Below are 22,039 nucleotides of genomic sequence, written 5' to 3' on the forward strand. Positions count from 1 at the left end.
CCTTCTCCGAGAGGATCGTTTAGGCGACCGGAGCCGCGGTGGCGGCCCGGACGTCGTCACGGCTGACGCCGGGGGCGGTCTCGACCAGCCGCAGCCCGTCCGGGGTCACGTCCAGGACGCACAGGTCCGTGATGATCCGGTGGACGCAGGCGCGGCCGGTGAGGGGCAGCGTGCACTCCTCGACGATCTTCGGGCTGCCGTCGCGGGCGGTGTGCTCGGTGAGGGCCAGGACGCGGCGGGCGCCGTGGACCAGGTCCATCGCCCCGCCCATGCCCTTGATCATCTTTCCGGGCACGGTCCAGTTCGCCAGGTCGCCGCCTGCGGAGACCTGCATGGCGCCCAGGACGGCGGTGTCGATGTGGCCGCCGCGGATCATGCCGAACGACAGCGCGGAGTCGAAGAACGCCGCCCCGGCCAGCGTGGTCACCGTCTCCTTGCCCGCGTTGATCAGATCGGGGTCGACGGCGTCCTCCGCCGGATAGGGGCCGGTGCCCAGGATGCCGTTCTCGGAGTGCAGGACGACGTGGACACCGGCCGGGACGTGGTTGGGGATGAGGGTCGGCAGGCCGATGCCGAGGTTCACGTAACTGCCGTCGGTGAGTTCGGCGGCGGCGCGCGCCGCCATCTCGGTGCGGGTCCAGGACATCAGGCGCGCACCGTCCGCTTCTCGATCGGCTTGTCGGCGGCCTGCTCGGGGGTGAGCACGACCATCCGCTGCACGAAGACGCCGGGCAGATGGACGGCGTCCGGGTCGAGGTCGTCGACGAGCTCCTCGACCTCGGCGATCGTCACCCGCCCGGCCATGGCGGCGACGGGGTTGAAGTTGGCGGCCGACCGGCGGAAGACGAGGTTGCCGTGCCGGTCGCCGCGGGCCGCGTGGACCAGGGCGAAGTCGCAGGTGATGGCGTGCTCCAGCACGTAGGTCCTGCCGTCGAAGACATCGGTCCGCCGCGGCGGCGACTGCACGGCGACGCCGCCGGAGCCGTCGTAGCGCCACGGCAGGCCGCCGTCGCCGATCTGGGTGCCGACCCCGGCCGGGGTGTAGAAGGCCGGGATGCCCGTGCCGCCCGCCCGCAGCCGCTCGGCGAGCGTCCCCTGCGGGATCAGCTCGACCTCCAGCTCGCCCGCCAGGTACTGGCGGGCGAACTCCTTGTTCTCACCGACGTAGGACGCCGTGACCCGGGCCGCCCGGCCCGCCTCGAGCAGCAGGCCCAGGCCGCGGCCGTCGACGCCGCAGTTGTTGGACGTCAGGCGCAGCCCGGTGGCGCCCTGGTCGAGCACCGCCCTGATCAGGGTCTCCGGGACGCCGCACAGCCCGAAGCCGCCGACCGCCAGCGACGCTCCGTCGCCGATGTCGGCCACCGCCTCGGCGGCGCCGTCGCTCAGCTTGTTCATCGAATCCGTCCTCCGCGCCACAGGTCAGGCCACGAAGGTCTGACGGAGCTCGCCGATGCCCTCGATCGTGCTGACGAGCTCGTCGCCGTCGGTCAGCCAGCGCTGGGGGTCGCGGCCGAGGCCGACGCCCCCGGGGGTCCCGGTGAACAGGACGTCGCCCGGCAGCAGCGGCAGGATCGCCGACAGCTTCGCGATGAGGGAGGGGACCGAGAAGATCAGGTTGGCGGTGCGGCTCTTCTGCACCTCCTCGCCGTTGATCGAGCAGGACAGCTCGAGGTCGTCACGGTCGGCGAACTCGTCCGGGGTGACCAGCCAGGGGCCGAGCGGCGCGAAGCCGGGGAAGGACTTGCCGAGACCGAACTGCGGCGCGGGACCGGCGAGCTGCGTGACCCGCTCGGACAGGTCCTGGCCGGCCGTCAGCCCGGCGACGTGCGACCACGCCTCGTCCTCGGTGACGTTGTGCGCCTTCTCGCCGATGATCACGACCAGCTCGACCTCCCAGTCGGTGTGGCCGCCCTCGGGGAGCGCCACCCTGGTCACCGGGCCCGTGATGCTGCTGGGGAACTTGGTGAAGACCGGCGGCAGGCCCTCCGGCGTGCCGAAACCCGACTCGCCCACGTGGTCGCGGTAGTTGAGCCCGGCCGCCAGCACCTGACGCGGCGCGGGTGCGGGGGAGCCGAGGTCGTCCCGGGCGAACGGCTCACCGGCGGGCAGCTCGGCGGTCTCGGCCCAGGCCAGGAAGCGCGCCCACTCGGCGTAGACCTCCTGCGGCGCGGAGGCGAAGAGGCCGCCGCTCGCCCGCTCGACGTCGACGGCGTGGCCCTGGGCGTCGATCAGGGCGAGGCGCCCGGACACGTTGGCAATGCGCATGGAAATGACTCCTTGGAGGGGTGGTGGTAAGGGTGCTCAGCCGGAGCCGAGCAGGACGCCCATGGGGTCGGGCAGGTCGGACCGCAGGGACCAGGAACGCGCGGTGAGCTCCTCGGCCGTGGCGCCGTCCTTGCGGGCCTGGAGCATCAGCTCGGGATCGAAGGCGGGGCCGACCGAGTCGGCGGCGTACTCGCCGCCGTGCATGTAGCCGGTGGCGTCGTCGGGCTCGGCGAAGTTGTCGATCTGCATCTCCACGAAGTTGCCGTCCGGGTCCCGGTAGTACATGGACGTCGTGACGCCGTGGGCGATGCAGACCGCGGGCTCGATGCCCTTCCCGCGGAGCAGGACGTACCGGTCCAGGAGGTCGTCGATGCCGTCGAAGGTGTAGGCGACGTGGTGCATGCAGGCCGTGGTCGGGGACTTGCGCTCGAGCGGGACGGGCGGGTTGAGCAGCGCGATGCGGTGGTGCTCCTCGTCGAAGGTGATGAAGGTCAGCGCCGCGTCCTCGTAGACGACGTGGCCGTCGAGGACGGTGCAGTACCAGTCGCGCATCGCGGTGGGCTGGCTGGTCTGGAGTACGACGTGGGCGAACTTCGGGGTGGCCATCGGAATCCTCCTGGGTGGGCCGATCTGTGGTGTGACCTAATGCACACGGTAGTAGCTATATTTGATAACAGCAAGCCGCTCGTAGGCGCGCCGCACGTCGGGGAGCAGCGCGGCGGCGGCCACCGGGTCGCTGTGGGAGCCACGGAGCCTGAGGATGTCGCCGCCGCGCATCTCGGCCGGGACGTCCTCGCCCCTGGCCGTGATCAGCGCGTGGAAGTGGGAGTGGTTCTCGCCGAACACCATGAGATAGGCGGCGGGTGCGCCGGTCACCTCGGTGACGGCCGCGACCAGGTTCTTCGCCCGTCCCGCGAAGGTGGCGAGCTCGGCGTCGTCGAGCCCGGTGATGCGCTCGGCGTGCCGCCGGGCCCGCAGGACGTACCAGCCGGGCACGTCGTAGCCGGGGACGATCTCCGCTGCCCACAGGGGGTCCTGGAACACGCGGGTGTCGTCGGGCGCCTCCTCCAGCGAGCACATGAGGCAGGAGGCGGTCATCGGGGGTCTCTGTTCATGGGGTCCTTCTCTCGGTTCAGCGCAGGTCGAGCGCGGCGGCGACGATGCTGCCGGTGTCGAGGCCGTGGTAGCGGTAGACCTCGTCGAGGTCGCCGGACTGGCCGAAGCGGGTGACGCCCAGATGGCGGGCGCGCACCCGGTGGATCCCGGCCAGGAAGGCCAGGGTGTGCGGATGACCGTCCAGGACGGTCACCATCGGCGCCGCCCGGTGGGCGGGGAAGGCCGTCTCCAGGACGCCGCCCGTCCGCTCCTGGACGGCCTCGAACAGCAGCCCCGGGCTGGTGACGCACACGACGTCGGCGGGCATGCCCAGGGCGGTCAGCCGGTCGGCCGCCTCCAGGGCCTCGGTCATGACGGCGCCCATGGCCGCGATCGTCACGGCGGGGGCGCCCGCGCAGCGGCGCAGCGGGTAGGCGCCCGCGACGACCTGGCGCCTGCGGTGCTCCCGCGCGGCCGGATCCTCGGGGACCCCGGCCAGGGACTGGTCGACCGGACGGGTGCTCAGCCGCAGGTAGGCCGAGGTGCCGTCGGGGCGTCCCAGCCGGGCGAGCGAGGCGAGCAGGGTCCACTCGACGTCGATGGCGAAGGCGGGCTCGTAGGTGACGCAGCCGGGCTGCTCCAGGCCGACGGAGGGGGTGGAGATCGACTGGTGGGCGCCGCCCTCGGGGGCCAGCGTCACCCCGGAGGGGGTGCCGACGAGGATCGACTGGCCTCCGGCGTAGATCCCGAACGACCACGGCTCCAGCGCCCGCTCGACGAACGGGTCGTACACCACCCCGATGGGCAGCAGGGGCTCTCCCCACCGGCTCCAGGTGGCGCCGAGCTCACCGAGCAGCCCGACCAGGTTCGTCTCCGCGATCCCGAGCTCCACGTGCTGGCCGGTCGGCTTCTCCCGCCAGTGCAGGATCGTCTCGGGGTCGTCGGAGAACCAGTCGTGGCGCTCGACCGGCGACCAGACGCCGACCTTGTTCACCCAGCCGCCGAGGTTGGTGGAGGAGCTCACGTCGGGGGCGAGCGTGACGACCCGGCGGGCCGCCTCGGGCGCGGCACGGCTCAGGTCGAGCAGGGTGCGGCCGAGGGCCGCCTGGGTGGTCGACCTGCCGGTGGGGGTGCGGCCGATGTCCTGCGGGATCGGCCCGGTGCCCGCCGTGCCGGGCGGGGTGCGGCGCAGGCGGGCGGCGGTGCGGGCGCACAGCAGCCCGGCGGGTGAGCCGGGCTCGAACCTGGCCCAGGGGCGTTCCGCCGAGACGCCGACCCGCTCCGCCAGCTCGCCGAGCTGGCCGGCGGTCAGCAGGGAGGAGTGGTTCTGCGGATGCCCCTCGCTGGCCAGCCCGTAGCCCTTCACCGTGTAGGCGAAGATCACCGTGGGACGGGTGTCGTCGATCTCGTGCAGGGTCGCCCGCAGCGTGCCGAGGTCGTGGCCGCCGAGATCGCGGATCGCGGCGTGCAGCGTGGCGTCGTCCAGGGAGGAGAGCAGCTCCCGCAGCGCCGCCGCGTGCGGGCCGGAGCCGGGGAGCCGGTCGCGCAGTTCCCCGGGGGCGCAGCGCAGCAGCCGCTGGAACTCCGGGTTCGGCATGGTGTCCAGGCGGTCGCGCAGGGCCTCGCCGCCCGAACGCCCGAACAGCCCGTGCAGCAGCCGGCCGTACTTGGCGGTGAGGACCTGCCAGCCCGCGGCCTCGAACATCGCCCGCAGCCGGTTGGCCCCGATCTCGGGCACGATCCGGTCGAGCGACTGGCGGTTGAGGTCCACGATCCAGCAGACCTCGCCGAGCTCGGCGACCATCGGGTCGAGGATCGCCTCCCAGCACGCGCCCTCGTCGAGCTCGGCGTCGCCCACCAGGGAGTACTGCCGGCCCGTGCCCGCGGTGCCGGTCATGGCGTCGACGTAGCGGCGGGACAGCGCCCCCCAGATGGGGGCCGTCGCGCCGATGCCGACCGAGCCGGTCGAGTAGTCCACCGGGTCGGGGTCCTTGGACCGGCTCGGATAGCTCTGCAGCCCGCCGAGCGACCGCAGGGTCGTGAGGTAGTCCTCGTCGAGCTCGCCGAGCAGGTAGTTGATCGCGTGCAGCACCGGTGAGGCGTGCGGCTTGACCGACACCCGGTCGGCGGCCGTGAGGTGCTCGAACCACAGGGCCGTCATGATCGTGACCATGGAGGCCGACGACGCCTGATGCCCGCCGACCTTGAGTCCGGTGGGGTTGGGGCGCACCCGGTTGGCGTGGTCGACGATCGCCGCGGACAGCCACAGGATCCGCTGTTCCACCTCGTGGAGCACGTCGGGCGGGCCGGCGGCGTCCACCGGCGAGGTCATCATCTCGGTCATCCGAGCCTCCCTTCTGAGTGTTATCACATATATCAGAAGGAGTCGGGCAAGGACAGCCGCTATAGTTGATATCTCCACCGGGCAGCGGAAGAGCGAGGGCAACAACGTGGCGTCATCCCGAGCGGCTGTCCGTCCGATCGCCGCGCGGTCGGTGGTGGAGCAGGTCACCGAGGAACTGCGGCGCTCGATCCTCTCCGGGGCCCTGGAACCGGGCCAGGAGTACTCCCTGCGCGAGCTGGCCGGGATGCTGGAGGTCAGCTTCATTCCGGTGCGCGAGGCGCTGCGGAGCCTCGAGAGCGAGGGCCTGGTGCACAACAGGCCGGGTCGCAGCGCGATGGTCACGCCCCTCGACCTGGACGACCTCCAGGGCATCTACCGGCTGCGCCGCGCCATCGAGCCCGAGATCGCCCGGCGCTCCTGCGCGGTGATCTCCGACGAGGCGCTCGACGCCGCGGAGGCCGACGCCGCCGCCTTCGGCGACGAGGCCCACGGCATGGCCGACATCTACGAGGACCACCACGGCTTCCACCTGTCGCTGCTGGCCCCCGCCGCGAGCGCCTGGGACATCCGCGTCCTCACCACGCTGTGGCGGGCCGGTGAACGCTACATCCGCATCGGCTTCGGCCGTCTCGACCCCGACCCGGCCGAGCACCAGCGGCGCGGACAGGCCCACCTCGACCTCGTGGCGGCCTTCCGCACCCGCGACCCCGAGCGGGTCGCGGCCGCGATCGAGGAGCACCTGGCCCGCAACGAGCGGATCGCCCTCGGCGCCCTCGCCGGTCCGGCTCAGGGCGCCGGATCGACCGCCAGCCAGTAGCGCAGCGCGATGTTGAGCTCGAGGTGGTGGGCGGGGTCCTGAAGGGGCTCGCCGAAGAGCTCCTCGAGCTGGCGGAGCCGGTAGCGGACCGTCTGGGCGTGCAGATAGAGGCGCTTGGCGACGTCGGAGGCGTTGAACCCGCACTCCAGGCAGATCAGCAGCGTCTCGGCGAGGCGCCGCCGGTGCTGCGCCCGGACGGTCATCAGCGGGGCGAGCCGGAGCGCGACCAGGTGCTCGGTCATGTCCCGGTCACGGACGGCCTGCATGAGCGGGATGTGATCCGCCGCGATGACCGGGACCTCGCAGGGGACGAACCCCTCCTCGGCCAGGGCGAGGGCGCGGCGCGCCCAGGACAGCGAGCGGGCCAGGTCGTTGGTGCCGGTCGTGGGCCCGATCGCGGCGATCCAGTCGCCGAGCCCGGCGGCGAGGGCCTCCCGCTGTCCGGGGCCGTCCGGGTCGGGGACGATCAGGCAGGGCTCGGACAGGTGCAGCGCCGCCAGGGCGTTCGCCGGGATCTCGGCCCTGCGCTCGCCACCGGGATCGCGCCGCCGCAGCGCGACGGCCGCCGCGGTCTGCGGCAGCTTCCATCGGGCCTGCAGGGCCAGATCCCAGATCTCGTCGGCGTTCGGTGACGAGCTGACCAGCACCTCGATCAGCTTCTGCCGCCGCATGAGCTGGTCGCCCGCGGTCCTGGCGTCCGCGTCCTCGTGCCCGGCGGCCATCGCGGCGGCCATCCGGTCCAGGTAGACCGAGACCTTCTGCGCGACCTGCCCGATCATCGCGGGGGTCACGCCCGGCTGGTCCTGCACCGCCTCGGCGAGCCGGCCGATCGTGATGCCGGAGCCGAGCCGGAAGGCCGCGTGCCACGCCTCCGGGCTGAGCCCCTCCTCGGCGGTCCAGACCCCGAACTCGTGGAAGAACTCGGTGATGGGCTCCAGCGATACCTCGTCGTCCTCGATGAGGTCGACGAACTGCGCGATCATCCACCGCACCGACTTGCCGAGCATGTGCGCGTACCGCGGATCGTGCGGCCGGACCATCTCCGGGAGCCGTTCCTCGATCGCCGCGACGGCCTCGGCCGACACGTCGGGCACCAGATCTCGCATGACGGTGATGACCTCTGCTACCTCAGCGTCGGACATTCCATGCTCAATCAACCGGTACCGCATCCTCAGAAACTAGATGTAACCCTGGTCACATGCAACATGCCACCGAAAAATCGTCCGAACAGGCGATGGGTACCGAGAGTGGCCGGAATGTGACATCTGTATGTGTTCGTTTCGCTACGGCGAGCGCCGCCGCTCCCTAGGCTGGAGGGCAGGCGGTCCAGCAGCGAGGCCGCACGGGAAGACCTTCGACGGAAGGGGTGCCGGTCATGCCCTTCCCGCCCTGGTTCGACGGCCTGGAGCCCGGCGCGCCTCGCGGCTGCCTCAGCCTGAGGATGCCCGCTGAGCTGGACATCGACAACGCCGACGACCTCTGTGAAGCGCTGTGCGCGTTCCTCGACGACCGTCCGGACCGCCTGACGCTCGACATGACGGGGACCCGCCTGTGCACCGCCGCCGGTGTCGGCGCCCTCGTCCGCGTCCGCAAGCACGCCCGGGCCGGCGGTACCGAGCTGCGCGTCCTGGTCGCCAGGGGCGGCATCGTCCACCGGGTCATGGACATCTGCGGGCAGCTCCCGCACGTGACCCTGGTCCCGGAGCGATGACCGGCGGGCGCGAGGAGGTCCCGCCGGGCACTAGCGTCCCCTCCATGGGAAACGTTCCGGTCAGGGGAACCGCGGCGCCGGGCCGGCGCACCCAGCGCGACGCGCTCCTCGCGGCCGCCGAGCGCCTGTTCGCCGAGCAGGGCGTCGACGCGACGTCCCTGCGCGCGGTGATGGCCGAGGCGGGAACGAACGTCGCCGCGGTCCGGTACCACTTCGGCTCCAAGGACGATCTGCTCGCCGCGCTGATCCGGACCCGCAGCGAGGAGGTGGGCAGGGCCCGCGAGGACCTGCTCACCGCGCTGGAGGCGAGCCCGGAGCCCACGGCGCGGGGGCTGGCCGCCACCCTGGTCGAACCGGTCGCGGCGCTGGCCCTGAGCGGCGACGACACCTGGGTCCGGCTGCTGAACACGATCGTCACCACCCGCCGCGAACCCGGCTGGCGCATCCTCAGCGAGACCTTCGAGCCGCAGGCCGTCCGGCTGGGCCTCCTGCTGCGGCGGATCCGGCCCGCCCTGGGCCCGTCCACGGTGCGGTTCCGGCTCGCCGAGGCGACCTCGCTGTCGATCAGGGTCCTCGGCGACCTGGAGTTCGTCCGCGCGAACGTCGCCCACCGCTCGGGCCCCGTCCCCGCCCGCGCCGTGGTCGACGACCTCCTCGACGCCGTCGAGGCCGTCCTGGCGGGCCCGTCCCGGGAGTCCTAGGCGGGCCCGTCCCGGGAGTCCTAGGCGGGCGCGACGGTCACGGGGATGCCGTTGACCGCGGCGTTGCCGGACGGCACGTCGTACAGGTCGCCCGGGGCCAGGGCGTTGAAGCTGATCCCCGGATGGGCGTTGGCCACCTCGATCCGGGTGCCGGGACGGCCGTGGCCCCAGCCGTGCGGGAGCGACACCACGCCGGGGGCGATGTCGGCGGTGATCTCGACGGGCACCTCGACCGTCCCGGCCGTGGAGGTCACCCGGGCGAGGCCGCCGGGGGACAGGCCGCAGCGCCGGGCGTCGTCGGGGTGGACGAGCAGGGTGCAGAGGTCGCGTCCCTTCACCAGCGAGGGCACGTTGTGCATCCAGGAGTTGTTGCTCCGCAGATGCCGGCGGCTGGTGAGGACGAGCCCGCCGGGCGGCCGTTCGAGCCGCTCGGCCAGGCGGGGCAGGTCGGCGAGGACGTAGGGCGGAGCAAGCTCGACCTTTCCGCTCGCGGTGGTGAGGACCTCGGCCAGCCGCGGCACGTTGGGCCCGAGGTCGATGCCGTCGGGAGCGGCGCGGACGGCGTCCAGCGAGATGCCCTCCCGCTCGCCGTACCGGTCGCCGAACGGGCCGGTGCGCAGCTGGAGGTCGAGGAGCCGGTCGGGGCCGCCCCCGTCGTAGCGTTCGCGCAGCGAGGGGCCGTCCAGGCCGCGCGTCATCGCGAGGACGTCGAAGAAGCCGTCGTCGATGCCGGCGACGTCGACCTCGGCCATGGGCATGCCCAGGCAGGCGCCGGCCAGCCGGATCATGATCTCCCACTCCCGGGGACGGTCCGGGTCGACGGGGAAGACCGGCTCGGAGTACTTGGCGGCGCTGCCGACCGCGAACATCCAGATCAGGTCGTCGTGGTGGGACTGCTCGAGCGCCGAGAGCCCCGGCAGGACGACATGGGCGTGCCGGGTCGTCTCGTTGATCCAGTTGTCCACGCTGACCATGCAGTCGAGCCCCGGCAGAGCGGCGTCGAGGCGGTCACCCTCGGGGGTGGACAGCACCGGATTGCCCGCGACGGTGATCAGCGCGCGGATCCTGCCCTCGCCCGGCGTGCTGATCTCCTCGTGCAGGCACGACACCGGGACGTGGCCGAGCACCTCGGGGATGCCGCGGACCCGGCTCCGCCACCGGCCGAAGTTGGCGGCGCCGCCCTCGAGCCCCTCCATCGGAAGGGTGTTGACCGACCAGGCGGAGCCGCGGGCGAACATCGATCCGCCCTCGCGGTCGAGGTTGCCGGTCAGGACCGCGATGACGTCGATCAGCCAGCTGCTGAGCGTCCCGAACTCCTGGTTGCAGGTGCCGATCCGCCCGTAGAGCGCGGCGGCGGGAGCGTGGGCGAGCTCGCGGGCCAGGTCGCGGATGCGCGCGGCGGGGATCCCGGTGACGGCGGAGACCCGTTCGGGCGGCCAGTCCCGCGCCGCCTCGCGCACCTCCTCGACGCCGTTCACCAGGCCGTCGAGCGCACCGAGATCGACGAGGTCCTCGGCGAACAGGGTGTGGGCCACGGCCATGAGCAGGGCCGCGTCGGTGCCGGGCGTGATGGGGATCCACTCGTCGGCCTTGGCGGCCGTTCCGGTGCGGCGCGGATCGATGACGACGACCCTGCCGCCGCGCTCGCGGACCGCGGCGATCTCGCCCATCAGGTCGGGGCAGGCCAGCAGGGAGCCCTGGGACGCCTGCGGGTTGGCGCCCATGAGGACGAACAGCTCGGTCCGCCGCACGTCGGGGACGGGGATCGACCACATGCCGCCGTACATCAGATGGGAGGAGACGTTCTTCGGCCACTGGTCGACCACGCCGGGGGAGTAGATCATCGGCATCCCGGACAGGCCGATGAGGACCCCGACGTAGCGGCTGAGGTCCATGGCGTGGGCCAGCGGATTGCCGACGTAGGACGTCACGGCGGAGATGCCGTGCCCGGCCACGACCGGCGCGAGCAGCTCGTCGATCCGGGCGAAGGCCTCGTCCCAGGTCGCCTCGGTGAAGGTCCCGTCGGCCTGGCGGATCATGGGCGTCCGGATCCGGTCGGGGTCGTGGTGCAGATGCCCCAGGGCGGTGCCCTTGGGACAGATGTGCCCCCGCGACCAGACATCGTCGCGGTCGGCCTCGATCCTGACCACCTGCTCGTCCCGCACGTGGACGAGCAGGCCGCACATCGCCTCGCACAGCGGGCACGTCCGCCGGTGAACCGTCGTCATGGACGGACGATAACCCAATTCCATCACGTGATGGAATAGCCCGCCGTGCCGTCGATACGGGCGGATCCGGGGTCAGGAGAGACCGGGCGCCGCGCGTCCTGCGATCAGGGGCAGGTCGAGGTAGGTCTTGATGCCGGGACCGGCACGGTGGACGTGCGGGATCGCGTTGACGCAGTGGTTGGCGGTGGCGACGATGCCCGGATTGCGGGCCAGGCCCGCCGCGACGCTCTCCGGGTGCAGGCCCTTGAAGGTGAGCCTGACCGGCGGGTCCCCGGTGACGTCGACCTCGAAGCGCTCGCCCTCGGGCCCGAACCCCCACCCCTCCTCGAGGTCCTCCTCGCCCATGAGCCAGTTCACCGCGGCCGTGACGACGGGCACGCCGTCCACGTTCGCCTCCCAGCTGAAGTGCCGCGCGGCCACCAGCCCGGGCTCGATCGCGCCGATCGGGGAGTCGACGGGCGCGGTGGCCAGGCCCACCCGCTGGACGGTCCGGATCTCGGGATCGATCCGGAAGCCGAGCGTGTCGACGACCATCCGGACGCTCTGCTCGAACCCGCCGGTCAGCAATTGCAGCATCGGGCTCTCGAGGGCCTGCTCGGGCGTCCCGCCGAACCCCATGATGTGCCGGATGACGTCGGGGGCGTTGTAGGTGCGGATGTCGGAGAACTCCTCGGCCCGCACATGGGTCACCGCCGAGCTGAGCGCGGACGCCATGAGCGGGAACCGCTCGGTGATGCCGCCCGGGTGGATGCCGGTGCCGTGCAGGGTGGAACCGCCCGCCGCGCACGCCTCCGCCAGCTTCCCCGCCTCGGCGGGGTAGACCCAGCCGACCGGAGTGACGACGTCCTTGCCCGACCGCAGCAGCGCGGCGACCTCGGACTCGTCCGGCACGAGCGGCGCGTAGACGACGCAGTCGGCGTCCAGGTCGAGGATCCGCTGCGGGTCGCTGGTGGCCGGGACGCCGATCGGCTCGCGTCCCAGGAGCACGCCGACGTCCACGCCGTCCTTGTCCGGGCTGTACACGCGGCAGCCGACGAGCTCCAGATCGGGATGGTTCAGGACGCCCTCGACGGCGGCCCGGCCGACGCCGCCCGTCGCCCACTGGATCACTCGGATCGGCACTGCGCACTCCCGTCCTCGGCGAATCTCGACCCTGGCGGGTCCTGCCGCGGGCGTCAAGGCGTCCGGGGGTAGCATGGTCCTTTGCCTTAAGGTGGTGGCGCGATGAGCGACGGCGGTGAGAAGCGGCAGGAGTTCGACCCTTCGATGCCCAACGAGGCACGGATGCTCGACTACCTGATGGGCGGCAAGGACAACTTCGCGGCGGACCGCGAGGCCGCCGACGCCGTCCGGACCGTCGCGCCCGAACTCCCGATGATGATCCGCGAGGGGCGGGCGTTCCTCGGCCGCGCCGTCCGGTATCTCGCGGAGCAGGGCGTCCGGCAGTTCGTCGACATCGGCTGCGGCCTGCCGACCCGCGGCAGCGTCCACGAGGTGCTGGAGCCGATCGCCCCCGGCTCGATCGTCGTCTACGTCGACCACGATCCGGTCGTGATCGCGCACAGCCGGGCGATCGTCAGCGAGCACAAGACCATCACGTGCATCCAGGCCGACGCCCGCGACCCCGGGACGATCCTGACCCATCCGGACCTGACCGCGGTGATCGACCTCTCCCGGCCCACGGCGATCATCCTGCACGCGATCGTCACGGTCATCTCCGTGGACCAGGAGGCCGCCGCGGTCGTCGACCGGGTCGTCGAGGCGCTGGCTCCGGGGAGCTTCCTGCTGTTCTCCCACGCCATCTGCGATCCCGCGCCCGAGGTCACCGAGCGGCTGGTCCGCCTGTTCACTGACGAGAAGGTCCTGGAGAACACACGGAAGAACGTCCGGACCCTCGCCGAGGTCTCCCGCTTCCTGGACGGTCTCGATCTCGTCGAGCCGGGCCTCGTCCCGCTGCCCGCCTGGCACCCGCCGAGCAACGGCCCCGACGTCGATCCCGGCACCTTCTGGGCCGTCGGGGCCATCGCCCGCAAGCGCTGATCGGGTCTGCCGGGGCGACATGGTGCCCGCGATACGGGGTAGATGTCCGGTGTGGGCGAAAACGACGAGGCACGCATGAAGAACCTGGTCGGCCGGTGGCACCGGGCGACCGGGGACGTGGTGAGCGTGGTGCGGGCGCGGATGCGCCAGCTCGAGGAGCGCGAGGTGGTCTGGCGCGATCTCATGGCCCATCCGGATCTCGCCGCCCTCGACCGCGCGCTCGACCACTGGTACGGCGACGGCCTCTCCGGCTGAAAATCATCATCGGGTGATAAGAGTCCGGCGGCGGGCGTCTCTATAGTCCGGCTGGTGGCTGATTCCGAAGGCACGCTGATCTCCGGGCGGTACCGGCTCGTCGCGGTGATCGGCTCCGGTGGCATGGGACGGGTCTGGCGGGGGCACGACGAGCTCATCGGGCGCGAGGTGGCCGTCAAGGAGGTGCTGCTTCCCCCCGATCTCGGGCCGGAGCAGCGGGCGAACCTGGCCCAGCGGGCGATGCGCGAGGCGCGTTCGGCGGGACGGCTGAACCATCCGGGCATCGTCACCGTCCACGCCGTCGTCGAGTACCGGGGCGCCCCGGCGATCGTCATGGAGTACGTTCCCGGCGGATCGCTGGCCGACGCGATCCGTGCCGAGGGACGGCTGCCGGCCGAGCGGGTCACCGGGATCGCCGCGGCGATGCTCGGGGCGCTGCGGGTCGCGCACGAGGCGGGGATCGTGCACCGCGACCTGAAGCCCGCGAACGTCCTGCTCGCGGGGGACCGCGTGGTCATCACCGACTTCGGGATCGCCAGCCTGACCGGCGACGCCCAGATCACGAGGTCGGGCGTCATCATCGGGACGCCCGCGTTCATGTCGCCCGAGCAGGCCCACAGGGAGCGCGCGACGCCCGCCTCCGACCTGTGGTCGCTCGGCGCCACGCTCTACGCGGCCGTCGAGGGCCGTCCCCCGTTCGACGGCGAGGACCTCGTCGCGGTGCTCTCGGCTCTGCTGACCCGCGAGCCCCCGCCGCCGCTGCACGCCGGGCCGCTGGCCCCGCTGCTGGAGGTGCTGCTGAGCAAGGACCCGGCGCGGCGTCCCACGGCCGCGCAGGCGTCGGAGCTGCTCTCGGCCCCGGCCTCCGCGCCGCGATGGCCCACCCCGGTGCCGGTCCGGGAGCCCGGGCCGCATCCGACGGTGCCCGCCACCGGCAGGGTCGGGCGGCGCGCCCTGCTGCTCGGCGGCGCCGGGCTGGCCGCGGTGGCGATCGGGGTCCCGGTCGCCGTCCAGCTCTTCGGCTCGGACGGCACGCCCCGGAGGAAGCCGGGGGGCGGGACGTCCGGTTCGGTGCCGCCGGCCGTTGAGGACCTGCCGGCCCAGGAGTCCGGGCCCGCGACCCCCACGGAGATCACCGAGGAGCGGCGGATCACCGGGCACGAGCATCCGATCGTGTCCGTGGCCTTCAGCCCCGACGGCAGGCTCCTCGCCAGCTGTGACAACGACCTGAGCGACGGCGGCGCCAAGACCCGGCTGTGGAACGCCGCCACGGGCGCGGCGGTGGTGACGCTGGCCGGTCCGCCGGGGGTCGGCGGCGCCTCCGCCGACGCGGTGGCCTTCAGCCCCGACGGCGTCCATCTCGTCAGCGGCGGCAGCTACCTCGGCGACAGCACCCGTGTGTGGCGGCTGAGCGACCGCAAGCTGCTCGGCGCCCTGGACGAGAGCCGCTCCATCATGAAGTCGCTGGCCTACAGCCCCGACGGCAGGTTCATCGCGGGCGTCACCCACACCGGCGTCTTCACGATCTGGACGGCCGCCACCCGCAAGGTCCGCATCGGCCTCCCCGGCAACCAGGGCTTCCGCAACGTCGTCTTCAGCCCCGACGGCCGCCACCTGGCCTCGGGCGGCGGCGGCTCCGACGTGAAGATCTACGACGTCGCCACGTGGAAGACCGTCCACACCATCGGCGACGTCACCGGCGACGGCATCTCCTTCAGCCCCGACAGCCGGACCCTGGCGATCCCCGACTCCGACGGAACCCGCGGCCTCCGCCTGTTCGACGTGGCCTCGGGCAAGGAGACCGCGGCCTTCCCCCGCCTGGAGGAGGACCTGGTCGCCTCGGTCCTGCACACCCCCGACGGAAGGTCCCTGCTCACGATAGGCCACGGGCGGGCCGTCCACCTCTGGGACATCGCCTCCCAGCGCGTCCGCGCCACCCTGGTCGGCCACTCCGGCCGCGTCACCACCATGGCCGTCACCCCCGACGGCACCCGCCTGGCCACCGGCGACCAGGACAAGACCATCCTCCTGTGGAAGCTCCCCTGACTCCGGCCGTCGGGCGGTGGGAAGGGTGAGGACGAAGAGGGCGCCGGAGGGCCCGGGTGGGCGACGGCGAGCACGGCAGGCTCGTCCGGGACATCGACCTCCTCACCACCGGGAACCGCTGGCGCGACCTCCGCCTCGACGCCACGACCGGGCGCCTCCTGCGCGACCGGGCCGACCACGGGGACTCCGACGACGCCCGGATCCTCCGCTCGGCCAGGCCCGTCGCCGCCACGGCCGCGGCCAGGGCGCTGAAGAAGGTCCCGGGAACCGTCCGCTCGATCGAGCTCGACGATGGCGCCGCCGACCGTCCCGTCTGGAAGGTCGTCATCCGCAGGGCCTCGGGGGCCGTCCGCGGCGTCCACATCGCCGCCCGGGGCGCGAGGCTCGTCACAGGCCACGACGCGGGGGACGACCACGGTCGCGACTGAGCAGCGGAACGGGGGCGGAAAGGGAAAGGCAAGGAGAGACCTCTCCCTGCCACTCTCAACGTATAGCGGGCCGGGGGGCTTGCCGCAAGGCCCGGGGGACGGTGGAGAATCGCGGCCGATGTCACAACCTGCGGAAACGGGGGCACGGCGTGATGACCGCGCGGTTCGTACTGGGTCTTGAAGAGGTCGACGAGAAGGGGATCGCCGTCGTCGGCGGCAAGGGCGGGCATCTGGGCGCGCTGTCGAGGATCGAGGGCGTCCGGGTGCCGCGCGGATTCTGCGTGACGACCGATGCCTTCCGGCGGGTCGTCGCGGCGGCGCCGTCCGTCACCGCCCTGCTCGACGAGCTTTCGCGCACCGGCGCTGACGACCGGGCGGGGATCGCGGGGCTCAGCGCACGGCTCCGCGGGGCCGTCGAAGGGATCGCCCTCCCCGGTGACCTCGCTGAGGCGATCACCGGTGCGCTCGCCGGGCTCGGCGAGCGCACCGCCTGCGCCGTCCGCTCCAGCGCGACGGCCGAGGACCTGCCGACGGCCTCCTTCGCCGGCCAGCAGGACACCTACCTGAACATCGTGGGCCCCGAGGAGATCCTCCGGCACGTCGGCCGGTGCTGGGCCTCGCTGTTCACCGAGCGGGCCGTCACCTACCGCCGCCGCAACGGCATCGACGACCGCACGGTCGCGATGGCCGTCGTCGTGCAGGAGATGGTCCTCCCCGAGGCGTCCGGCATCCTGTTCACCGCCGATCCCGTCACCGGTGACCGGCGGACCGCCACCGTGGACGCGGGCTTCGGCCTCGGCGAGGCGCTGGTCTCCGGCCTGGTGAACCCCGACGTCTTCAAGGTGCGCGACGGCGAGATCGTGGCCGGGACCATCGCCGCGAAGCAGCGCGCCGTCAGGGCCCTGCCGGGTGGCGGCACCCGGGAGGTGACGATCGGGGCGGACCGGCAGGAGCTCCCGGCGCTGACCGACGCCCAGGTCCTGAGGCTGGTGGAGCTCGGACGCCGGATCGAGGCGCACTTCGGCCGTCCGCAGGACATCGAGTGGTGCCTGTCCGGCGAGACGTTCCACATCGTGCAGAGCCGCCCGATCACGACGCTGTTCCCCGTTCCCGAGCGGTCCGACGGCGAGAACCACCTCTACGTCTCCGTCGGCCACCAGCAGATGATGACCGACCCGATGAAGCCGCTGGGCCTGTCGGTGTGGAAGCTGACGGCCCTGCCGCCGATGTACGAGGCGGCCGGACGGCTGTTCGTCGACGTCGCGCCCCGCGTCGCCTCGCCCGCCGGCCGGGCGGCCCTCCTGGACCTCATCGGCAAGGGCGACCCGCTGACCAGGGACGCCCTGGAGACCGTCCTGGACCGCGACGACTTCATCCCGCTGGTCCCCGGCGCCGCCCCCGCCGGCCCGCCGCCCGGCGGGCCGCCCGTCACCATCGAGACCGATCCGGCCGTCGTCACCGGGCTGGTCGCGCGCAGCGAGGCGTCCGTCGCCGCACTGGAGCGCGACATCCGGGAGAAGACCGGCCCGGAGCTGTTCGACTTCCTGCTGGAGGCCTTCCAAGAGCACAAGCGGGCGGTCAGCGATCCCCTGAGCATGCAGGTGATCATGGCCGGGATGGAGGCCACCTGGTGGCTCAACGACCGGCTGCTGGAGTGGCTGGGGGAGAAGAACGCGGCCGACACCCTCACCCTGTCGGCCCCCGGCAACATCACCTCGGAGATGGGGCTCGACCTCCTCGACGTCGCCGACGTGATCCGCCCGCACCCGGAGGTGGTGGAGTTCCTGCGGAGCGCCGGAGACGACGAGGCCTTCCTGGACGCCCTTCTCAAGGTCCCGGGCGGCGCCGAGGCGCGCGACGCCATCGAGGGCTACCTCGGCCGGTACGGCATGCGCTGCGCCGGCGAGATCGACATCACGAGGCCGCGCTGGAGCGAGCGCCCCGCGACGCTCGTCCCCGCGATCCTGGACAACGTCAGGAATTTCACCGCGGGCGCCGCCGCCCGGCGCTTCGCGGAGGGCCGGGAGAAGGCGGAGCGGAAGGAGCGGGACGTCCTGTCGCGCCTGCGGGCCCTGCCCGGCGGCGAGGAGAAGGCCGCCGAGACCCGGCGGATGATCGAGCGCGTGCGGACCTTCATCGGCTACCGCGAGTACCCGAAGTACGGCATCATCTCCCGCTACGCCGTCTACAAGAAGGCCCTGCTGGCCGAGGCCGGACGCCTGGCCGCGGTGGGCGTCCTCACCGACCCGGAGGACGTCTTCCACCTCACGTTCCAGGAGTTCCACGAGCTGGCGCGCACCCGCCGCCTCGACGCCGGCCTCCTCCGTGAGCGCGAGGAGGCGTTCCGCACCTACGCCTCCCTCACCCCGCCCCGGGTCCTCACCTCCGACGGCGAGGCCCTCACCGGCGCCTACCGCCGCGACGACGCGCCGGCGGGAGCCCTCGTCGGCCTCCCGGTCTCCGCCGGGATCGTCGAGGGACGCGCCCGGGTCGTCCTCGACCTCGCCGAGGCCGACCCGGGATCGTCGAGGGACGCGCCCGGGTCGTCCTCGACCTCGCCGAGGCCGACCTGGAGGCGGGCGACATCCTGGTCACGACCTTCACCGATCCGAGCTGGTCCCCGCTCTTCGTGGGCATCGCGGGTCTGGTCACCGAGGTCGGCGGGCTCATGACCCACGGCGCGGTGATCGCTCGCGAGTACGGTCTCCCGGCGGTCGTCGGCGTCCCCGGGGCCACCCGCCTCATCCCCGACGGCCACCACATCCGCGTCCACGGCACCGACGGCCACATCGAGCTCCTCCCGACGCCGGAAAGAGCGGACGGGATTGACACGTGAGTTGACTTGCGGACAGCGGCTCAATCGTGTTGTTTTCGGATGGAAGGGACATTGAAAGGGCAGATCATCGCCCCGATGATGGTGTGACTCATGACACAGGCTCCGGCGACCGGCCCGGCGTCGGCGTGATCGGGCTGGTGGGAGAGTGGCATGGCGGTGGGCGCGGAACGGCGGCCGGGGAGGGCGCGAGCGGCGTCGGGGCGCGGGACGCCGATCCTCCGGCAGATCACGCTCCTGCTGGTGCTGCCCCTGCTGACCCTGGTCGTGCTCTTCGGGTACACCGCGACGAACGCGGTGAACGCGGTGGTCAGCAAGTCGCGGTTCACCACGAGCTACGACCGGCTCGCGCTGCCCGTCGCGGTCGCGATCCAGGCCATCAAGGATGAGCGGGCGGCCGCGGTCGGCGTGCTCAGCGCGCAGCCCGGCACCATCGCCGCGTTCACCGAGAAGGCGAAGGCGACCGACGCCACCGTGGCGGCCTTCCGGGCGTCGACCTCGACCGAGAAGATGCGCGACGCCATGGACGCGCCCTCGGTCGAGCGGCTGGAGAACCTCTACCGGGCGTTCGAGGGCCTCGCCGCGCTGCGGGGCCAGATCAACGCCAGGGAGATCGATCCGGTCACCGCGATCGACACCTACGGCGGCCTGTGCGACGACTCCCTTGAGCTCGTGCGGTCGATGACGATCGCCACCGCCGACGACGTCCCGACCTTCCGGCAGACCGAGGGCGTCATCGACACGCACTGGGCGCAGGACTACATGCTGCGCGAGCGGGACCTCCTGACGACCCTGCCCGGCGACGGCCGGATGACCGTCGGCGACCGGATCGCTTTCTCCCGCTGGGCGGAGAACCGGGACCGCTACCTCGACCGGGCGGTCGGAAGCCTGTCGGGCGAGCCCAGGGCCGTCCTGCTCGCCCTGGTCGCCCAGCCGTCGTTCCAGACCTACCTGGACGCCGAGCGCGACGTGGTCGGCCGCGGGGTGAACCTCCGGCAGGCTCCCACCCTCCAGCAGTGGCGGGCGGCCAGCACCGAGATCGGCCCGCTCTGGCTCCAGGAGAACCTCCGCACGGGCGCCCTGGTCGACGCGGACGTCCAGCGGATCGGCGACGAGACGCGGCACCGGCTGATCCTCACCGCCGGGGTCGGGCTGCTGGCCGTGCTCGCCTCCATCGCGCTGTCGGTCCGCTTCGCCCGGCGGCTGTCCGGTGAGCTCTCGGCGCTGCACCGCTCGGCGCAGGACCTGGCCAAGCGGAAGCTCCCCGGCGTCGTCGGCAGGTTGCGCCGGGGCGAGGAGGTCGACGTCGCGGCGGAGGCCCCGCCGCTGGCCGGAGGGCGCACCAAGGAGATCAGCTCGCTCGCGGACGCCTTCGGGCGAGTCCAGCACACCGCCATCGACCTCGCGGTCGGCGAGGCGTACATGCGCCGCAACATCGGCAAGATCTTCGTCAACCTGTCGTGGCGCAGCCAGACCCTCCTCCAGCGCCAGCTCCACCTGCTGGAGACGATGGAGCGGGAGGCCACCGGCTCCGACGAGCTCGACCGGCTGTTCCGCCTGGACCATCTGACGACCCGGATGCGGCGCCACGCCGAGGGCCTGGTGATCCTCTCGGGCGCGCCCACGGTCCGCGCCTGGGACCTCCCGGTCTCGGCGGAGGACGTCGTCCGGGCGGCGATCGGCGAGGTGGAGGACTACCAGCGCGTCGAGATCTCCGCGATGCCGGCGGTGGCTTTCACGGGGGAGACCGTCGCGGACATCATCCATCTGCTGGCCGAGCTGATCGAGAACGCCACCGCGTTCTCGCCGCCCGGCACCGAGGTCACGGTGAAGGGCGGGATCGCCGCCAACGGGCTGGTCATCGAGGTGATCGACCGCGGCATCGGCGTGCACCCCGACCAGCTCGCCATCCTCAACCACAGCCTCGCCGAGGCCCCGGAGTTCGATCTCGCCGACACCGACCGGCTCGGTGTGTTCGTCGTCGCCCGGCTGGCCGCGCGGCACGGGATCCGCGTCGTCCTCCAGCAGTCCCCCTACGGCGGGACGAGCGCGGTCGTGCTCGTGCCGCCCGCCTTCGTGGTCACTCCGGTGGAGCCCAGGACCAGGGCGAGGAACGCCGCGGGACGCGTCACCGCGCCCTCGGCTCCGCCGCCCCGGCTCCCCACCTCGGCCCCGGCTCCGGGACCGGGCCCGGCACCGGGTCCGGATGACGGCCTGCCGCGCCGGGTGCCGCGCCAGAACATGGCCGCCCAGCTGCGCGAGGGCGTCGCCAGGGGGCCGGAGCCCGAGCCGTTCGCCGATCCGGACCCCGAGGCGAGCCGCGATCTGATGTCCGCACTGCAGTCCGGCTGGGAGCTCGGCCAGAACACGGCCGATCCCGCCGGCGAATCGGAGGGAAAGCATGGGAAACCCGACCGCCTCGAGTGAGCTGAGCTGGCTGCTCGCCGACCTGGTCCGCCGGGTCGAGCAGATCCAGCAGGCGGTTCTGCTCTCACAGGACGGCCTGGTCATCGCGACGTCGCAGGATCTCGACCGGGCCGAGGCGGAGTTCCTGGCCGCGCTGTCGTCGGGCATCAGCAGCCTCGCCAACGCCGCCCGCGACCACTACCGGACCCGGCCGGTCAAGCAGACGCTGGTCGAGCTGGGTGACAAACTGTTCTTCATCCTCCCCGCGGGGGATGGGACCTGCCTGTCGGTGCTGGCCGCCAACGGCCCGAAGACCAGTGTCGTCGCGTTCGAGATGGCGCTGCTCATCAAGCGCGTCCGGCAGCACTTCGGGGTGGCGGTCAGGTCCGAGAGAGGCTGAGGGGGCGGGAGAGCAGAGCGTGGAAGGACCGAAGGAACGCTGGATCGGCCAGGACGCGGGCGCGCTCGTCCGCCCCTACACGCTGACGCGCGGCCGCACCCGGCTGAACGGCATCCGCTTCGACCTGGTGACGATCCTCGTCGCGGCGGGTGACCGGCGGACCTCGCCGACCTGGCTGTCGAACGAGCACCGCCGCCTGTTCGAGCTGTGCCGCACCCCGGCGACCGTCGCCGACCTGACGTCCGACATGGACCTGCCCCTCAAGGTCGTCCACATCCTCCTGGCCGACCTCTGCGAGAAGGGCCTCCTCCAGGAGGCCACCCCCGCCCGCGGTCGCCCCGCCCGCCCCGACGCCGCCCTCCTGACCCGCGTCCTGGAAGGCCTCCAGGACCTCTGACCTCCCGGCATCGGCACCGCCCCCGCCCCCGCCCCTTCGGACCCCGCCACGGCCGCCGGCCCGCTACCCGGGC

Annotated in this window: 21 protein-coding genes; 12 read left to right on the forward strand and 9 right to left on the reverse strand. The window is 72.6% G+C overall.

Going from position 1 to position 22,039, the window contains the following annotated elements; genetic code table 11:
* Positions 1-19: 19 nt before the first annotated feature.
* Genes ABD785_RS27295 through ABD785_RS27320 form a run of 6 tightly spaced genes read right to left on the reverse strand, consistent with a single transcriptional unit; the run spans position 20 to position 5,704 of the window.
* Positions 20-646, reverse strand: coding sequence for a CoA transferase subunit B (locus ABD785_RS27295; RefSeq protein WP_344833753.1), 627 nt, complete (start codon positions 644-646; stop codon positions 20-22).
* Positions 646-1,395 (reverse strand): CoA transferase subunit A, encoded by a 750-nt coding sequence (locus tag ABD785_RS27300; protein WP_344833754.1) that lies wholly within the window; start codon positions 1,393-1,395, stop codon positions 646-648. The genes ABD785_RS27295 and ABD785_RS27300 overlap by 1 nt, the downstream gene beginning before the upstream one ends.
* Before the next feature lie 24 nt (positions 1,396-1,419).
* Complete coding sequence (locus tag ABD785_RS27305; protein WP_344833756.1) at positions 1,420-2,265, reverse strand: fumarylacetoacetate hydrolase family protein; 846 nt, start codon at positions 2,263-2,265, stop codon at positions 1,420-1,422.
* 36 nt (positions 2,266-2,301) lie between these two features.
* Positions 2,302-2,871, reverse strand: coding sequence for a VOC family protein (locus tag ABD785_RS27310; RefSeq protein WP_344833758.1), 570 nt, complete (start codon positions 2,869-2,871; stop codon positions 2,302-2,304).
* Between the two features lie 36 nt (positions 2,872-2,907).
* On the reverse strand, positions 2,908-3,363 hold the full coding sequence (locus ABD785_RS27315) for a hypothetical protein (protein WP_344833760.1): 456 nt from the start codon (positions 3,361-3,363) through the stop codon (positions 2,908-2,910).
* A gap of 34 nt (positions 3,364-3,397) precedes the next feature.
* Positions 3,398-5,704, reverse strand: a complete 2,307-nt coding sequence (locus ABD785_RS27320; protein WP_344833762.1) for a transketolase-like TK C-terminal-containing protein — start codon at positions 5,702-5,704, stop codon at positions 3,398-3,400.
* A 106-nt stretch (positions 5,705-5,810) separates the two neighbouring features.
* Between ABD785_RS27320 and ABD785_RS27325 the strand changes: the two genes are divergently transcribed.
* Positions 5,811-6,521, forward strand: coding sequence for a GntR family transcriptional regulator (locus tag ABD785_RS27325; RefSeq protein WP_344833764.1), 711 nt, complete (start codon positions 5,811-5,813; stop codon positions 6,519-6,521).
* Here the strand turns inward: ABD785_RS27325 and ABD785_RS27330 are convergent.
* Positions 6,491-7,663: a PucR family transcriptional regulator gene (locus ABD785_RS27330; protein WP_344833766.1), complete on the reverse strand. Its 1,173-nt coding sequence runs from the start codon at positions 7,661-7,663 to the stop codon at positions 6,491-6,493. The genes ABD785_RS27325 and ABD785_RS27330 overlap by 31 nt on opposite strands.
* A 233-nt stretch (positions 7,664-7,896) precedes the next feature.
* Between ABD785_RS27330 and ABD785_RS27335 the strand changes: the two genes are divergently transcribed.
* The gene (locus ABD785_RS27335) at positions 7,897-8,232 is read left to right on the forward strand and encodes an STAS domain-containing protein (RefSeq protein ID WP_344833767.1); all 336 of its coding nucleotides are present in this window, start codon (positions 7,897-7,899) and stop codon (positions 8,230-8,232) included.
* Between the two features lie 44 nt (positions 8,233-8,276).
* A complete protein-coding gene (locus ABD785_RS27340; RefSeq protein ID WP_344833769.1) occupies positions 8,277-8,933 on the forward strand; it encodes a TetR/AcrR family transcriptional regulator in 657 nt (218 codons plus the stop codon).
* Positions 8,934-8,953: 20 nt separating this feature from the next.
* Here the strand turns inward: ABD785_RS27340 and ABD785_RS27345 are convergent, their stop codons facing one another.
* Together ABD785_RS27345 and ABD785_RS27350 are read right to left on the reverse strand one after the other, a co-directional pair.
* The gene (locus ABD785_RS27345) at positions 8,954-11,161 is read right to left on the reverse strand and encodes a molybdopterin-dependent oxidoreductase (protein ID WP_344833771.1); all 2,208 of its coding nucleotides are present in this window, start codon (positions 11,159-11,161) and stop codon (positions 8,954-8,956) included.
* 72 nt (positions 11,162-11,233) lie between these two features.
* Positions 11,234-12,283, reverse strand: coding sequence for an NAD(P)H-dependent amine dehydrogenase family protein (locus ABD785_RS27350; RefSeq protein ID WP_344833774.1), 1,050 nt, complete (start codon positions 12,281-12,283; stop codon positions 11,234-11,236).
* 102 nt (positions 12,284-12,385) lie between these two features.
* Here ABD785_RS27350 and ABD785_RS27355 point away from each other — a divergent pair, with 102 nt between their 5' ends.
* The 9 genes from ABD785_RS27355 (at position 12,386) to ABD785_RS27395 (ending at position 21,966) form a co-directional block, all read left to right on the forward strand.
* A complete protein-coding gene (locus ABD785_RS27355; RefSeq protein WP_344833776.1) occupies positions 12,386-13,201 on the forward strand; it encodes an SAM-dependent methyltransferase in 816 nt (271 codons plus the stop codon).
* A 75-nt stretch (positions 13,202-13,276) separates the two neighbouring features.
* Entirely contained in the window at positions 13,277-13,456 is a 180-nt protein-coding gene (locus ABD785_RS27360; protein ID WP_344833778.1) for a hypothetical protein, read from the forward strand.
* A 54-nt stretch (positions 13,457-13,510) separates the two neighbouring features.
* Positions 13,511-15,502: a WD40 repeat domain-containing serine/threonine protein kinase gene (locus ABD785_RS27365; protein ID WP_344833780.1), complete on the forward strand. Its 1,992-nt coding sequence runs from the start codon at positions 13,511-13,513 to the stop codon at positions 15,500-15,502.
* 56 nt (positions 15,503-15,558) lie between these two features.
* Positions 15,559-15,930, forward strand: coding sequence for a PepSY domain-containing protein (locus ABD785_RS27370; RefSeq protein WP_344833783.1), 372 nt, complete (start codon positions 15,559-15,561; stop codon positions 15,928-15,930).
* A gap of 152 nt (positions 15,931-16,082) precedes the next feature.
* Positions 16,083-18,602: a rifamycin-inactivating phosphotransferase gene (gene rph / locus ABD785_RS27375; RefSeq protein WP_344833786.1), complete on the forward strand. Its 2,520-nt coding sequence runs from the start codon at positions 16,083-16,085 to the stop codon at positions 18,600-18,602.
* Positions 18,560-18,766: a PEP-utilizing enzyme gene (locus ABD785_RS27380; RefSeq protein ID WP_344833789.1), complete on the forward strand. Its 207-nt coding sequence runs from the start codon at positions 18,560-18,562 to the stop codon at positions 18,764-18,766. The genes rph and ABD785_RS27380 overlap by 43 nt, the downstream gene beginning before the upstream one ends.
* A gap of 150 nt (positions 18,767-18,916) precedes the next feature.
* A complete protein-coding gene (locus tag ABD785_RS27385) occupies positions 18,917-21,190 on the forward strand; it encodes a sensor histidine kinase (RefSeq protein ID WP_344833792.1) in 2,274 nt (757 codons plus the stop codon).
* Positions 21,165-21,569 (forward strand): roadblock/LC7 domain-containing protein, encoded by a 405-nt coding sequence (locus tag ABD785_RS27390; protein ID WP_344833794.1) that lies wholly within the window; start codon positions 21,165-21,167, stop codon positions 21,567-21,569. Before ABD785_RS27385 ends, ABD785_RS27390 begins: the two co-directional genes overlap by 26 nt.
* 19 nt (positions 21,570-21,588) lie before the next feature.
* Positions 21,589-21,966, forward strand: coding sequence for a DUF742 domain-containing protein (locus ABD785_RS27395; RefSeq protein ID WP_344833796.1), 378 nt, complete (start codon positions 21,589-21,591; stop codon positions 21,964-21,966).
* Positions 21,967-22,039 lie beyond the last annotated feature (73 nt).

Source organism: Actinocorallia longicatena (genome assembly GCF_039534125.1).
In the GTDB taxonomy this organism is placed as follows: Bacteria; Actinomycetota; Actinomycetes; order Streptosporangiales; family Streptosporangiaceae; genus Actinocorallia; species Actinocorallia longicatena.

Bases quoted from the DNA above. Each gene is read 5' to 3' on its own strand.
- ABD785_RS27310 (WP_344833758.1), bottom strand. From the start codon at position 2,871: ATGGCCACCCCGAAGTTCGCCCACGTCGTACTCCAGACCAGCCAGCCC.
- ABD785_RS27335 (WP_344833767.1), top strand. From the start codon at position 7,897: ATGCCCTTCCCGCCCTGGTTCGACGGCCTGGAGCCCGGCGCGCCTCGC.
- ABD785_RS27305 (WP_344833756.1), bottom strand. From the start codon at position 2,265: ATGCGCATTGCCAACGTGTCCGGGCGCCTCGCCCTGATCGACGCCCAG.
- ABD785_RS27300 (WP_344833754.1), bottom strand. From the start codon at position 1,395: ATGAACAAGCTGAGCGACGGCGCCGCCGAGGCGGTGGCCGACATCGGC.
- ABD785_RS27295 (WP_344833753.1), bottom strand. From the start codon at position 646: ATGTCCTGGACCCGCACCGAGATGGCGGCGCGCGCCGCCGCCGAACTC.
- ABD785_RS27390 (WP_344833794.1), top strand. From the start codon at position 21,165: ATGGGAAACCCGACCGCCTCGAGTGAGCTGAGCTGGCTGCTCGCCGAC.
- ABD785_RS27360 (WP_344833778.1), top strand. From the start codon at position 13,277: ATGAAGAACCTGGTCGGCCGGTGGCACCGGGCGACCGGGGACGTGGTG.
- ABD785_RS27355 (WP_344833776.1), top strand. From the start codon at position 12,386: ATGAGCGACGGCGGTGAGAAGCGGCAGGAGTTCGACCCTTCGATGCCC.
- ABD785_RS27320 (WP_344833762.1), bottom strand. From the start codon at position 5,704: ATGACCGAGATGATGACCTCGCCGGTGGACGCCGCCGGCCCGCCCGAC.
- ABD785_RS27330 (WP_344833766.1), bottom strand. From the start codon at position 7,663: ATGTCCGACGCTGAGGTAGCAGAGGTCATCACCGTCATGCGAGATCTG.
- rph (WP_344833786.1), top strand. From the start codon at position 16,083: ATGACCGCGCGGTTCGTACTGGGTCTTGAAGAGGTCGACGAGAAGGGG.
- ABD785_RS27385 (WP_344833792.1), top strand. From the start codon at position 18,917: ATGGCGGTGGGCGCGGAACGGCGGCCGGGGAGGGCGCGAGCGGCGTCG.
- ABD785_RS27345 (WP_344833771.1), bottom strand. From the start codon at position 11,161: ATGACGACGGTTCACCGGCGGACGTGCCCGCTGTGCGAGGCGATGTGC.
- ABD785_RS27340 (WP_344833769.1), top strand. From the start codon at position 8,277: ATGGGAAACGTTCCGGTCAGGGGAACCGCGGCGCCGGGCCGGCGCACC.
- ABD785_RS27315 (WP_344833760.1), bottom strand. From the start codon at position 3,363: ATGACCGCCTCCTGCCTCATGTGCTCGCTGGAGGAGGCGCCCGACGAC.